This window comes from Streptococcus mitis, from assembly GCF_023110375.1.
Classification (GTDB): domain Bacteria; phylum Bacillota; class Bacilli; order Lactobacillales; family Streptococcaceae; genus Streptococcus; species Streptococcus mitis_CI.
In genome coordinates this window covers 83,151-97,260 of record NZ_JALDVV010000004.1, presented here as the reverse complement: position 1 = coordinate 97,260, position 14,110 = coordinate 83,151, and the positions used below count along the sequence as shown (strand labels likewise).

Sequence of the window (14,110 nt, the reverse complement as noted above, 5' to 3'; positions counted from 1 at the left end):
AGGAGCATTTCTTTTTATAAAATTTATCAATCAAGCGACCAACTATCTCATCTTTTTTCTATTTCTGCCAATATGCGTGACAGGTAGTAATGATAGACAAAAATAGCAAGAGCAAGCAGAAGGATAAGAACTCCTACTCCCAAGCTAATGGCAAGGATAGTAGAGAGAGACTGAACCAAGAATAAGCTCCCTATTACAAGGGCCATTAGGATTGCAATATAAATAAACAATAAAACCATTGCTACTATACGATTTGAACGATTCACCAGGTCCGTAATGTTACTCCAATTGGTTGACAGATTTTTAACGTCCTTAAAGTAATGGTGGCAAGAAAGGATGACACTGGCAAGGAACCATGCCACAAGAAGGTAAATCATCGAAAGGATGGGCAAACCTAAATATAGAGAAAGACCAAGTAAAGTCAGAATTGGTAAAAAGGACTGGACAGCAAAGATAATCCAAAATTTCACTTTCACATAACGAGCAAAGTCAAAGGGTAAACTCTTCAGAAAATCAACATTTTCCCTCTCTAAAGACAAGGCAATTGAAGGCAGGCTGGTGATATTGTTATTGACAACTGCTATAAACAATCCTATAAAAAACAAGGGTAACCAGTATGGAGGATGAATGTCTGGAACTATCTGAGAATCTCGAATTTTGGAAATCAGACCGATCATCATGAGATAAGGAAGAAAAGCACTTGTAAAAAGCACTGTAATCACGCCAGTTCCCTGTCCCAAGAGGGTGAGGTGGTAGCGTAAAACCATACGGAAAAAGCCCTTTTTAGTAGTTGAAATTCTCTCCTTATTGCGACGTTCTTTCTTGACCTTCTCCTCACTGTTAAGCAGAATCACGTCATAAAAATGAGGAAAAACCTTCTTTTTGGTCAGGTAAAGCAAGAAAACAGTTAAAGCTATCCAAGCGAGCAGACCCAGTATGGCTTCTGTCGAAAAAGGCTCCACTGCTATTTTGTAAAAGATATGAAGAGGATAAAGGAGAAATGGAATGTCTCTAACTCTGTCAACTATAACTCCAGAAGTCGACTGTAGAAAGAAGACAAATATTAAAGGTATGAGAACTCCTATCCCAATCATCACATTCGAAAAAATAGACTGATACTTTCTGAAGACCGTAGTCTGAGCCAAGAAATGTACTGCCACTACCATCACTAGAGTCACAGAGACAAATAATAAGGTCAAGGACAGTAGCATCAAAGGAAAACCCAGCCAAAGAGAAGGAGCTAGCCTAATGTAGAGGGCTAGAAAATAAGCTAGGATTGGTACAATTCCAGCTAGAGCTGGCAAGAGGACAGACAGTCCTTTAGCAATTATAATCTCTGATTCTTTAAAAGCATAGGGCCTATAAGATGCCAAGTCCTTACTCTCATAAAAGACATTGTAAAATGCTGTGAAAGAAGTTGAAAAGGCAAGCACCAGTAAAATAGCAACCATGCTACTAAAAAAACTTGGCATTTCCTCAAAAGGAAAACGAAAGGCTATATTTATAAACATGAAAAGCATCAAGAGACTAGAAAAAATGTAAGAACTTAGGACTCTAGCGGAAACATTTACTTTTTTTTCAGGATTCTTAGCCTGCTTCTTTCGTAGGTTAGCCAGATTAGCTTCCTTAGATGAATAGAGGATATTGATATCAACTAATTTTTTAATGACCTTGAGACGCATCTGGAACCTCCTCTTTTCTACCAGCAAGGCTAAGGTAGATACTTTCCAAAGACTGGTCTGGGTGGTCTTTTCTCAAGTCCTCTATGCTACCACAATAAATCAAATGCCCTTTTTTCAAAATGGCAATCCGATCACAGACTTGCTCTGCCACCTCTAGGACATGGGTTGAAAACAAGACCGTCTTGCCTTTTTGTGCATGCTCCTTCATCATTTGCTTCAAATCAAAGGCAGCCTGGGGATCCAAACCAGTCAAGGGTTCGTCCAAAACCCAAATATCAGGATCAGACAAGAGTGCCCCAATGACAAAGACTTTTTGACGCATTCCGTGAGAAAGGGTTTCAATAACCTGATAACGATTTTCAGCAAAATCAAAAACACTCAATAGCCTAGCTAGACTAGCCTCCAAGTCAGAACTAGTCAGATCATAGGATGAAGCAATCAATTCCCAAAATTCATTGGCCGTTAAGCGTAAAAATAAGTCAGGCGAGTCTGCTACGTAGCCAATCTTTCGTTTAATAGCTAAACGATTTTCCGATAACTCCTGACCGTCTACTAAAATACGACCACTGCTTGGTGAAATGATACTGACTAAGGACTTTATAGTGGTCGATTTTCCAGCACCATTATGGCCAATCAAGCCCATAATCTCTCCATTTTCAATCTGCAGATTGAGATTGCTCAAAGCCTCTTTATCACCATACAACTTACTAACATTTTGAAATTCAATCATGAGAAATCTCCTCTCTTTATCTATGTAATTTACTATAATTATAGCGCTTTCATTTTAAAAATCAACATTTTATATAAAATAGTCAAAAACTTATTATTCAGTTTTACGCAAACGTTTGAGCTAACCGATACTTTATGATAGAATAAAGAACAAGATTGACAAGTAAGAGGAAACATCATGCAAAATCAAACACTCATGCAATACTTTGAATGGTATCTGCCCCACGACGGTCAGCACTGGACGCGTCTCGCTGAAGATGCTCCACACCTAGCTGATCTCGGTATCAGCCATGTCTGGATGCCACCAGCCTTCAAGGCTACCAATGAAAAAGATGTAGGTTATGGGGTCTATGACTTATTCGACTTAGGGGAGTTTAATCAAAAAGGTACTGTCCGCACCAAATATGGTTTTAAAGAAGACTATCTTCAAGCTATTCAAGCCCTAAAAGCGCAGGGAATTCAACCTATGGCCGATGTGGTGCTCAATCACAAGGCTGCTGCTGATCACATGGAAGCCTTTCAGGTTATTGAAGTGGATCCTGTAGACCGTACAGTTGAACTTGGAGAACCCTTCACCATCAATGGCTGGACTAGCTTTACCTTCGATGGTCGCCAAGATACCTACAATGACTTCCACTGGCACTGGTACCACTTCACCGGTACAGACTATGATGCCAAACGCCGAAAGTCTGGGATTTATCTCATCCAAGGGGACAACAAGGGTTGGGCAAATGAGGAATTGGTCGATAACGAAAATGGTAACTACGACTACCTCATGTATGCCGACCTAGACTTTAAACATCCTGAAGTCATCCAAAATATCTATGACTGGGCTGACTGGTTCATGGAAACGACTGGTGTAGCTGGTTTCCGCTTGGATGCCGTTAAGCACATCGACTCTTTCTTCATGCGCAATTTCATCCGTGATATGAAGGAAAAATACGGTGATGATTTCTATGTTTTTGGTGAATTTTGGAATCCTGATAAGGAAGCCAATCTGGACTATCTTGAAAAAACGGAAGAACGATTCGACCTTGTTGATGTTCGTCTCCACCAGAATCTCTTTGAAGCCAGTCAAGCTGGCGCAAACTATGACCTTCGTGGTATTTTCACAGATAGCTTGGTTGAACTCAAACCTTACAAGGCTGTATCCTTTGTCGACAACCACGATACCCAACGTGGTCAGGCTCTTGAGTCTACTGTTGAAGAATGGTTCAAACCAGCAGCCTATGCCCTCATTCTATTACGCCAAGACGGCCTTCCATGTGTCTTTTACGGAGACTACTATGGGATTTCAGGGCAGTATGCTCAACAAGATTTCAAAGAAGTCCTTGATTGCCTCCTAGCCATCCGAAAAGATTTGGCATATGGAGAACAAAATGACTACTTTGATGATCCTAACTGTATTGGTTGGGTACGCTCAGGTGCTGAAAATCAATCCCCAATCGCAGTCTTGATTTCAAATGACCAAGAAAACAGCAAATCAATGTTTGTCGGCCAAGAATGGGCTAACCAAACATTTGTAGATTTACTTGAAAACCACCAAGGTCAAATTACAATTGATGAGGAAGGTTATGGACAATTCCCAGTATCAGCTGCTTCGGTAAGTGTCTGGGCAGCTAATACTATTTAATAGTTCATAATATTCAAGCCAGATCCGATCGGATTTGGCTTTTTTGTATTCACAAAAAGACCTACCCACCAAATGGATAGATCTTTATACTCAATGAAAATCAAAGAGCAAACTAGGAAGCTAGCCGCAGGTTGCTCAAAGCACTGCTTTGAGGTTGTAGATAAGACTGACGAAGTCAGTCACATATAAAATCCAAGGCGAAGCTGACGTTGTTTGAAGAGATTTTCGAAGAGTATTACTTGATTATAATTTACCTGCTACTGCATCCAACAATTCTTGGATCTTAGCTTGGTTGCTTCCTCCTGCCATGGCCATGTCTGGTTTACCACCACCACGTCCATCGACGATTGGTGCTAATTCTTTGACAAGGTTTCCTGCATGAAGGTCTTTTGTCTTGCTTGCTACAAGAACATTGACTTTGTCACCGATAGTAGCAACTAGGACAAGCAAGTCAGAGTAGTCTTTTTGTTTCCAGTTATCTGCAAAGGTACGAAGGGCACCTGCATCTGATACAGACACTTGGCTAGCAATGTAACGGTGACCGTTGACTTCCTTAACATCCTTGAAGATATCGCCTGCGGCTGCAGCTGCGGCTTTTTCTTTCAACTCAGCATTTTCTTTTTGAAGTTGACGAAGTTGTTCTTGAAGTCCTTCTACCTTGTGAGGTACTTCCTTGACTTGAGGTGCTTTCAAGGTTGCTGCGACTGCTTTAAGAGCATCTTCTTGTTCACGGTAGGCTTCAAAGGCTTCCTTACCAGTCACTGCCAAGATACGGCGAGTTCCTGAACCGATTCCTTCTTCTTTGATAATTTTGAAGAGACCAATTTCAGAAGTGTTACCAACGTGGGTACCACCACAAAGCTCGATAGAGTAGTCACCGATAGTAACAACACGGACTTCTTTTCCGTATTTCTCACCAAAGAGAGCCATAGCTCCCATTTCCTTGGCAGTGTCAATATCTGTTTCAACTGTCTTAACTTCAAGTGCTTCCCAGATTTTCTCGTTGACTTGCTGTTCAATCGCACGCAATTCTTCAGCAGTTACAGCTTGGAAGTGGGTAAAGTCAAATCTAAGGAATTCAACTTCGTTAAGAGATCCTGCTTGTGTTGCGTGGTTTCCAAGGATGTTGTGAAGAGCAGCGTGAAGCAAGTGAGTCGCAGTGTGATTTTTCATAACACGGTGACGACGATTTGTATCAATTGCCAAGGTATATTCTTGATTCAAGGCAAGTGGCGCAAGGACTTCAACAGTGTGAAGGGCTTGTCCGTTTGGTGCTTTTTGAACATTTGTCACAGTAGCCACAACCTTACCTGACTCATCCAAGATTTGTCCGTGGTCAGCGACCTGTCCACCCATTTCAGCGTAGAATGGCGTTTCCGCAAAGATAAGAGAGGCAGTTCCTTCTGATACAGCTTCTACTTCTGCATTGTCAGCCACGATAGCTACCAATTTAGAAGACAATTGGCTAGCATTGTAGTTGAAGACACTTTCTACAGTGATGTTTTGAAGGGTTTCATTTTGCATACCCATTGAGCCACCCTTGACAGCTGAGGCACGCGCGCGCTCTTGCTGTTCTTTCATGGCTGCTTCAAAACCTTCACGGTCTACAGTCATACCAGCTTCTTCAGCGATTTCTTCAGTCAATTCAACTGGGAATCCATAAGTGTCATAAAGTTTGAAGACATCTGAACCAGCGATGACAGATTGACCTTTTTCTTTCAAGTCTGCCACAATGCCTTGGGCAAAGTGTTGACCTGAGTGAAGGGTACGAGCAAATGATTCTTCTTCGCTCTTAACGATTTTTTCGATAAAGTCACGTTTTTCAAGCACTTCTGGGTAGTAGCTTTCCATGATTTTTCCAACGGTTGGAACGAGTTTGTAAAGGAAAGGCTCGTTGATTCCCAATTTTTGACCATGCATAGAAGCACGACGGAGAAGACGACGAAGGACGTAACCACGACCTTCATTTCCTGGAAGGGCACCATCACCGATGGCAAATGAAAGGGAACGGATGTGGTCAGCGATAACTTTAAAGCTCATGTTGTCGCCATCTTGGTCATAGACCTTACCAGACAATTTCTCCACTTCACGAATGATTGGCATGAAGAGGTCTGTTTCGAAGTTGGTCTTAGCCCCTTGGATAACGGCCACCAAACGCTCCAAACCAGCGCCCGTATCAATGTTCTTGTGTGGCAATTCCTTGTATTCGCTACGAGGAACAGCAGGGTCTGCGTTAAATTGTGACAATACGATGTTCCAGATTTCGATGTAACGGTCGTTTTCGATATCTTCTGCAAGGAGACGAAGACCGATATTTTCTGGGTCAAAGGCTTCACCACGGTCAAAGAAGATTTCTGTATCTGGGCCAGAAGGTCCCGCACCAATTTCCCAGAAGTTGTCCTCGATTGGAATCAAGTGACTTGGGTCCACTCCCACTTCAATCCAACGGTTGTATGAATCTTTATCGTCTGGATAGTAGGTCATGTAAAGTTTCTCAGCTGGGAAGTCAAACCATTCTGGGCTTGTCAAAAGCTCATAAGCCCAAGTGATAGCTTCGTCACGGAAGTAATCCCCGATAGAGAAGTTCCCCAACATTTCAAACATGGTATGGTGACGTGCAGTCTTTCCTACGTTTTCGATGTCGTTGGTACGGATAGCCTTTTGAGCATTGGTAATACGTGGATTTTCAGGGATGATGGTCCCGTCAAAGTATTTCTTAAGGGTTGCTACCCCAGAGTTGATCCACAAAAGTGTTGGATCATTTACAGGAACCAAGCTCACTGATGGTTCTACAGAGTGACCTTTGGTCGCCCAGAAATCAAGCCACATTTGGCGTACTTGTGCACTAGATAGTTGTTTCATATTGTCTCCTTATTACTTGTTTAATGTGATTGGCTTTCCAGCATTTCCACATAGTCAATAGCGACACAGAGGGAAATGACTAGGTCTGCATAAGCGTCCTCAAGAACCGTTACGGTTATAGGTAGAGGTCAGATGGAAGAGTTCTTTCTTGATTTCCGCAATCAGCTGATCGCGATCATCCAGCAATTTGAAATTCAAATCCCAGATATTGCCCTCGATACGAAGCCCCAGATTATCAAACTCATACTTATCTCTCCAGAAGGTCAACTTCTTGCGAATGACAAAACTAGAGCCATCCCGAAGCTGAATCTCAAAACGAGGAAGCAAGGTCAAGATTTCTTTACTGATCTGACTGACTTGTTCACCATTAACATCATAGATGGTAAAAGTTTTAGGAATCTTAAAAAATGATCCCTCTACCTGATAGGCGATTTCTCCCCTGTCATCCTTGATAGCGAAGCGTTCGCCTCCAAGACGAAACTTTTGTTTGACAAGAAATGTTTTCATCAACACCTCCAAAAATCAAAAGACAAGCTCATATCACGAAGGGCGAAAAACCGCGGTACCACCTTCATTCAATGAACTTGTCATTCTCTTATTCTTATGCAATTGTATGATTGAGTAGCATGACTTCCTAGCTTAGATGGCTTGCAGCACCGCCATTTCTCTGGACTAAGACAACTGAAAATCAATTCTCAACTTTCTTATTATATCGTTTTTTTAATCTTGCGTCAACTGGAAATCATCTTAACTAATAGTAGTGAGGTAGGAGGGAAGACCTTTTAAAAATTTAACTACTAGTTTCGAAATGTAAGTAGTAATATTTAATTTATTTCTAAAATCTTTCTATCTAGCATAGCCCTAGAAGGCTATATAAAACCCTCCAGCGCTGTTTAGTATGTCCCCCCTACACTGATAAGATTCCACTCAGAGTAGCTTATCTTGAACAATTTTGGGGATTTTGTGTCTTCGTCATATACTACGAGATAGTGCCCTTCATCATTCCAAAACTTGCCCAATACCTCGGAGTCTCTTAAATCCATTTTCTGGTTTAAGTAGTCGCTAGTATACTCAATTTTTGGTGCATCTTTTACCCCAGCAGTAGAAAAACTGCTACCAATAAAGATAAAAGCATAAAATAGCACCACAGCAATCCCCAAGAATTTAAAGATTTTATAGTTTGTATTATTGTTTTCCATGTTTGTATATTCCTTTTCTTTCTATTTTGTGTTTCCTTAAATCCCAAGAGGGAATTTTACCCCCTTATCCAACTAAATCATTAAGCCAATTTTTTCAATCACTTCTTGGATCTCATCTAGCGATACTAGAAACCACTCTTTAGGGACAAAGCTATCTCCATTTGGTGCTATTAATTCCATATCTAACTGCTTGTCTGCAAAATAATGATGAAGAGTAGTTTCTAATTTTCGAGCGCTGAAATTTTGAACCTCAAAACTAGCTACTAAACGGACAGGAGCAAAAAGATAGGTTCCTTCTCTTTCTGAATTTGCTAACCGTTTTTCAATTTGATCCTGTGTAAAACCGATTTTATAGAGATTACTGATGTTGGCAATTTGAGGATTGCTACTCAAAGATTTCACTACATAGATATATCCAGTTGTAATTCGTTCGCTTGGACTGATAACAGTCATCACATCTTCTATCAATTCTGTTACCATTCGTCCATGGCGCGTTCTATCGTGCAGATTAGATACAAAAGAGCGGAGTAAGGCCTTCTTATTTTCTGTACCATTTTCATATACGAGATGAAGTTCAGCATTAGTATAACCATTCTTATCAGTGAAGTCTTCTCCTTTAGAAACAACATAAACCATTACTCCATTATCCACATAGAACATACCAGGTTTAATTTCTTTTTCTTTTATCACATCAGACTTTCTGACTTGACGACGACCTTCACTAATTTCATCATGAACACGAGTAAATAATCCCTGATAATCTTCAAAATTTCCCATCCGTTTACGTGTTCGTGTTTTATCACGCGCTTGAATCGTTCGTTTATAACGTGAGACATCAAATAAAGATTTTTCAGCACCATTTACTGACTCAAACAATTTATCTGATAAAATATCTGTTAAACTAGCAGGACTTGAAATAGGGGTCTCGGACTCAACTATATCTATTTTTAGTAGCCCAAATTCATCATAAGGTTCTAACTTTCGGATGCTATTAGGAGATTTTCTAATACCATTCAATCGAGAAAATAAACTGCGTTCTTTAATATTTCTAGACTTTTGTGGCTCTTGCCCATTATTTTCTCTCACCCAATCTATAATTTCTAAAAATTTCTCTACTTCATGATCTGTAACTATTTTTTTCTTAGGTTTTAAAGGAGTTATTAAATGTTCAAAATCAGAATCATTAAAAATGTCATTTAAGTTTTTGAAATCAGTCATTACCGCTCTCCATCTTCAGCTTCATCTGAGATAATTGTAACAAAGCATAAGCAAGTCTCTGTTCGTACTTATCGTGACTTGATTTATCTGGATGACGACCATTTTCTTTCAAAAATTGCTTAATTTGAGGATAAAGAATTAACAGTTCTTCTTCAGAAAACTCCATCTTCTGACCATCCATATAATCTTGTATCAGACGTAAAGTCGGAGCATCAATTTCACGTGATATAACTTCGTAAGCTCTCTGGAAGGGATTAATCTGATCAATCAAATCAATAGATAACTCATCAATATTCACAAATTTATCTGCCATTTTTAGAAAATCTGTTTGCCCTACTCCCTCTTTCCGTTCAGCTGATTGAACCACCGATTGACTAATAAACTGTTGACGAACTTCTTCAACTTCAGCCCCACTTAAGTCAGGGTAGATTTGTTTAATGATGGCTGGAATCATCTGCTTATTAATGACTTCTGCATCCGTTCCTGCAGCAATTGCAGTTTGGATACGCGGTTCTTGCAATATACTAGCACGTAAGTCATTCAAATCATTTTCTATGATATCCTTTGTTCTCTGTGTACTAGGCTCTTTTAAGCCTTTAACAAACATTTCGGCACCAGAAGATTTCTGGTCTTCTCGGTCTTTTCGTTTGAACTTGAAATTTGGCGCTAAAACAGACTCCATCAATAGACTAGCTGTAATGGCCTTCATAACATTATTCACAGCGAAGAAAACTTCATCATCTTGAGCATCTGGTTGAGAAATGAGATTGGTAAATTGAGCGTGTGACTTATTGGAACTATCGCGTGTTACTCGACCTATAATCTGAACAATTTCTGTTAGCGACTGACGATAGCCAATCGTCAAAGCATACTCAGCATAAGGCCAGTCAAAACCTTCTTTAGCCATACCAAGTGCAATAATGATATCGAGATCATTTAAACTGCTCATCTTGTTTAGGTAATCCTGTACTTTTTCACGTTCTTCTTCTGTGACAAGGTCTGCAACTTTCAATACACGACCTGTTTCCTCAGTAACTAACCATAATCCAGTCTTAGGATCTGGAACTGCTTGCCCCAGTTCGTCTAAAATTCGGTCAACTTCATCATACTTATCCTTGGTTGACTCACCTGAGTTTACATTGGGAATATGAATAATGGTTTTCTTGCTCGTGTCCAGTACTTCGTGCAAAGCATCCGTATAACGACCACGATAAAAGTTATAGCCCATGGCAAAACTTTTCAGATATTTGTACCCCTCCAACTGTTCATAATAAGTATAGGATACCTTATCAAATTTTTGCTCATCTTCAGGTGCCAAAATGGGTACAGAATCTCCACGGAAATAAGACCCTGTCATAGCTACTACATGGGCTGTTGAATTGGCTAATATGTTTCTTAAGGCATTTCCTAAAACTGAATTATCATCTTGAGATACATGATGAAATTCATCGATAGCTAGAAGAACATCATTAAAATCACTATCAGCTAGCTGTTCAAAGGCAAAACGCAAGGTGGCATGCGTACAGATTAAAGCTCTATCATCAGGAGACTCTGAATGCATAAAGTCTACAAACTGTTTTACCTTACTTTTACTGCTCCCTTGTTCAGTCAAATTATTTTTGGGAAGAACTTCCCAATCCCAGTAAAAACCATAATCTGTCAATTTTGTTGAACGAAACGATTTTCCAATAGATCTTTCTGGAACAGCTATAATAGCTTTTTTCAGACCTTGAGCATGTAATTTATCAAGAGCAATAAACATCAAAGCTCTCGACTTACCAGATGCAGGAGGCGCCTTAATCAATAAGTGTTGAGAAGTTCTCTTAGCATATACCCGCTCCTGCATTTCACGCATACCAAGTGCATTATTTGATTGACTAGCACCTGTACCATTGTAATTAATTTCAAATATATTTGAGGTCATTTCGCTTCCTTTTCTGTCATTTCTTTATACAGGTTCAATAAGACACTGAGCCTTTCTTCATCTGATTCAAAAGGCTTTTGCTGGTAGGCACGTTCTACGATACCATCAATTTTTTCATGTGCTTGACGAAGACGTTCGTTCATCGGTTTATTGGCTCCACCGTACAATTCAGCCAAGGTTCCACCTTCTTCTTCTCGAACATCTAGCATTTCAAAAACAGCTTCTTCAAGCATATTTTTCCGACTATCTGAAAGTTCTGGGATTGGGAATGTATTATAAACCAGTCCAGCTGAATAACTATATCGAGTTTCTAATTTCCCACCGATCGCTTGAAACCATTTTATATGCATTTTAGAAACAAGACATCCAAGTAGCCAAATTGGAGTATCATACACAATATAGCAACGATTTGAAATAATTGTATCGTCTCCCACAAATCCCATTGGTATATAATCTCTATCTTCTGAAGTAACAGCAGGAACTAACAGTTGAAACTTCCCTTCTATTTTCCCCTTAGAAAACATATCATCCCATTCACCACGTTGAACAAATTTCCATGGTGTGGATGCAGTTTCTCTTGTTCCAGCAGCCTTAGAATTCAGGCGTTCTTGCCTTACATTTTCAAATAATTGATGGAATTCCTGGATCTTATCTAATTTAGTATATTCATCTTGATCAATCCAAATAGTATATCTAAAATTTCCATTGATATACTCATCTGCTCCAATATACTTTTTAAAATACACTTCAGTTTCAGGATATCTTTGAACTAATTGATTTTTATCATCATTTGTCAGTATTAGATATTTACTTCTTGGCATATTCCCAAAGACTATTTTTGGAAAATTATTTAACTTCTCTGAATCATTGTGATTAGATACAATAATATCATCTGCAAAAGCTAGATAGGGATTTATATTCTTTCCATAACTCTCTCCCTTATCACTATATATAATTCTTTTCTTATCATTTTTATTTGAAAATCCAATGATAGTAACTGTAACCCCTGCATTATGGGCCGCGCTATTATTCCATTTAAACGATTGATATGCAAAGGAAATTTGGCCATATTGTAGAAGAACACTCCACAAAATTGAAACTTGCTCACCTTGATTTATTGAATTTGTTGTTACAAAAGCATATTGAGCATTTTTACCATAAATAAGGTGAGTTGCCTTATAAAACCATCCCGAAATATAATCTAATTTTTTAGAAGAAATTTCTGAACAAATCACATTTTCTAGTTCCTTCTTTTGTTCCAAGGTCATTTTTTTAGAGCCTATATACGGCGGATTCCCAAATATATAAACTTCATCATCTGCCTTAGCATTCAAAACAGTTGTCCAGTCAATTCTTAGGGCATTCCCACAAACGATATTCCCAGCTTCTCTTAAGGGGAGTAGCCTTGGATGGACATCAGCAAGTGCTTCTTCCATCTCCACATTCATCTGGTGTTCCGCTATATACAAGGATAACCTTGCTACTTCATGAGCGAAATCATCCAATTCAATTCCTGAAAATTGGGGTAGAGAAATCTTAGATGCATCAGCAATCAATTCTCCTTGATAAACAGCTTTTTCATTTAAGGATTCACGAATTTCACGCTGTTTGATTAAGATATTAATTTCTAAACGACGAAGTTCTTTATAAGTAATGATGAGGAAATTTCCAGAACCACAAGCAGGGTCTAAAAACTTGATAGAGGCCATACGAGTGAGCAACTCTTCTAACTTAGGTAAGATTTGTCGCAATTCCTTGCGACGATGTTCCTCGCTAAAGTCACCACCTCCTATATAGTAGTCAGCTCGTTCTTCTAATTCCGTAAATGCTGCTCGTAAATTATCTAAAAACAGTGGTTTGATGACCTTCATAATATTGGGCACGCTAGTATAGTGCATACCCGATGTTGATCTTGCTTCTGCATTTGCCACGGTTTGAATCATGGAGCCCAAAATATCTGGATTGATTTCATTCCAGTTTAGCAATTCCCCTGCTTCAATGAGTAATTGACGAGTTCTTTTATTGAAAATAAGGTCATGATGTGGCTCTGAAAAAAGCTTACCATTTACATAGGGAAAATCTGATAACCACGACTCCAAATCCTGACGACTAAATTCAGGCATATCTAAAACAGTAAATAGTTTTCTAACACACTCATTCAAGTCAGAACCATCTTCAGATGTCCTCATCTTAATAACATTTGTGAAAGCTCCCTTGGAGATGATATTTGTATCTTCTGCAAATAGTAGAAAAAGAACACGAATCAAAAATAGATTAAATGATTTACCGTCAGTTTCAGTAATGGCAAGTTCAGGATTGATAGAAATTAGTTCATCATAAAGTTTGGTGAAACGCTCTGCCGCTTTTACATCAGCAGGGTTTTCCTTATCATAATCAATCTTTTCAATACCATTCCAAGGTAAGAAGAAATCACAATGGGCTGGTAAATCATTAAAAGAAATTGCTAGAGTCAGTCCTGTCTGTGTATCCTTTGCATATAATTCTTGAAAATCTGTTGTAATAATAAATCGAGATTTACGAACCTGACCATCCAACTCTTTATCAATCTCAGTCAGAGCAAGTAATGGCTGATTTTCAACTTTACGAAAATACAATCTGTTTTTTATTATAAAATCATCAGATGCCACTTTACTTGCTCTTGTTATGGTCGTTTTAGTAATGTCAAACAATGAAACAAAATCAATAATGAATGTCGATTTATTAAGATTCTCTACTAAAACCTTGGTTCTATCCTCAATCTCAGTGATATTTAATAACTTTTTAGCCATTAGATACCTCCAAGAAACGCAAAAAGCCTACTGGATTTTCAGTAGGTTTCAATCTATATTTTTCACATATTTTT

Annotated in this window: 8 protein-coding genes and 1 pseudogene; 1 reads left to right on the top strand and 8 read right to left on the bottom strand. The window is 38.9% G+C overall.

Going from position 1 to position 14,110, the window contains the following annotated elements:
- Window positions 1–47: 47 nt before the first annotated feature.
- Together M1G12_RS04615 and M1G12_RS04610 are read right to left on the bottom strand one after the other, a co-directional pair.
- Window positions 48–1,682 (bottom strand): hypothetical protein, encoded by a 1,635-nt coding sequence (locus M1G12_RS04615; RefSeq protein WP_247949475.1) that lies wholly within the window; start codon window positions 1,680–1,682, stop codon window positions 48–50.
- The gene (locus M1G12_RS04610; RefSeq protein ID WP_084954381.1) at window positions 1,663–2,412 is read right to left on the bottom strand and encodes an ABC transporter ATP-binding protein; all 750 of its coding nucleotides are present in this window, start codon (window positions 2,410–2,412) and stop codon (window positions 1,663–1,665) included. Before M1G12_RS04610 ends, M1G12_RS04615 begins: the two co-directional genes overlap by 20 nt.
- 177 nt (window positions 2,413–2,589) lie before the next feature.
- Here M1G12_RS04610 and M1G12_RS04605 point away from each other — a divergent pair, with 177 nt between their 5' ends.
- Entirely contained in the window at window positions 2,590–4,044 is a 1,455-nt protein-coding gene (locus M1G12_RS04605; RefSeq protein WP_247949474.1) for an alpha-amylase, read from the top strand.
- Window positions 4,045–4,287: 243 nt separating this feature from the next.
- Here the strand turns inward: M1G12_RS04605 and alaS are convergent, their stop codons facing one another.
- The 6 genes and pseudogenes from alaS to M1G12_RS04575 form a co-directional block, all read right to left on the bottom strand.
- Window positions 4,288–6,906: an alanine--tRNA ligase gene (alaS, locus tag M1G12_RS04600; RefSeq protein WP_247949473.1), complete on the bottom strand. Its 2,619-nt coding sequence runs from the start codon at window positions 6,904–6,906 to the stop codon at window positions 4,288–4,290.
- A 20-nt stretch (window positions 6,907–6,926) separates the two neighbouring features.
- Window positions 6,927–7,413 (bottom strand): annotated as a pseudogene (locus M1G12_RS04595) (LURP-one-related/scramblase family protein).
- Between the two features lie 386 nt (window positions 7,414–7,799).
- On the bottom strand, window positions 7,800–8,105 hold the full coding sequence (locus M1G12_RS04590; protein WP_000429945.1) for a hypothetical protein: 306 nt from the start codon (window positions 8,103–8,105) through the stop codon (window positions 7,800–7,802).
- 72 nt (window positions 8,106–8,177) lie between these two features.
- Entirely contained in the window at window positions 8,178–9,323 is a 1,146-nt protein-coding gene (locus tag M1G12_RS04585; protein ID WP_000129158.1) for a GIY-YIG nuclease family protein, read from the bottom strand.
- Window positions 9,316–11,247, bottom strand: coding sequence for a DEAD/DEAH box helicase (locus M1G12_RS04580; RefSeq protein ID WP_247949472.1), 1,932 nt, complete (start codon window positions 11,245–11,247; stop codon window positions 9,316–9,318). Before M1G12_RS04580 ends, M1G12_RS04585 begins: the two co-directional genes overlap by 8 nt.
- Window positions 11,244–14,036 carry a class I SAM-dependent DNA methyltransferase gene (locus M1G12_RS04575; RefSeq protein WP_247949471.1) on the bottom strand — a complete coding sequence of 931 codons (2,793 nt, stop codon included), beginning with the start codon at window positions 14,034–14,036 and terminating at the stop codon, window positions 11,244–11,246. Before M1G12_RS04575 ends, M1G12_RS04580 begins: the two co-directional genes overlap by 4 nt.
- Window positions 14,037–14,110 lie beyond the last annotated feature (74 nt).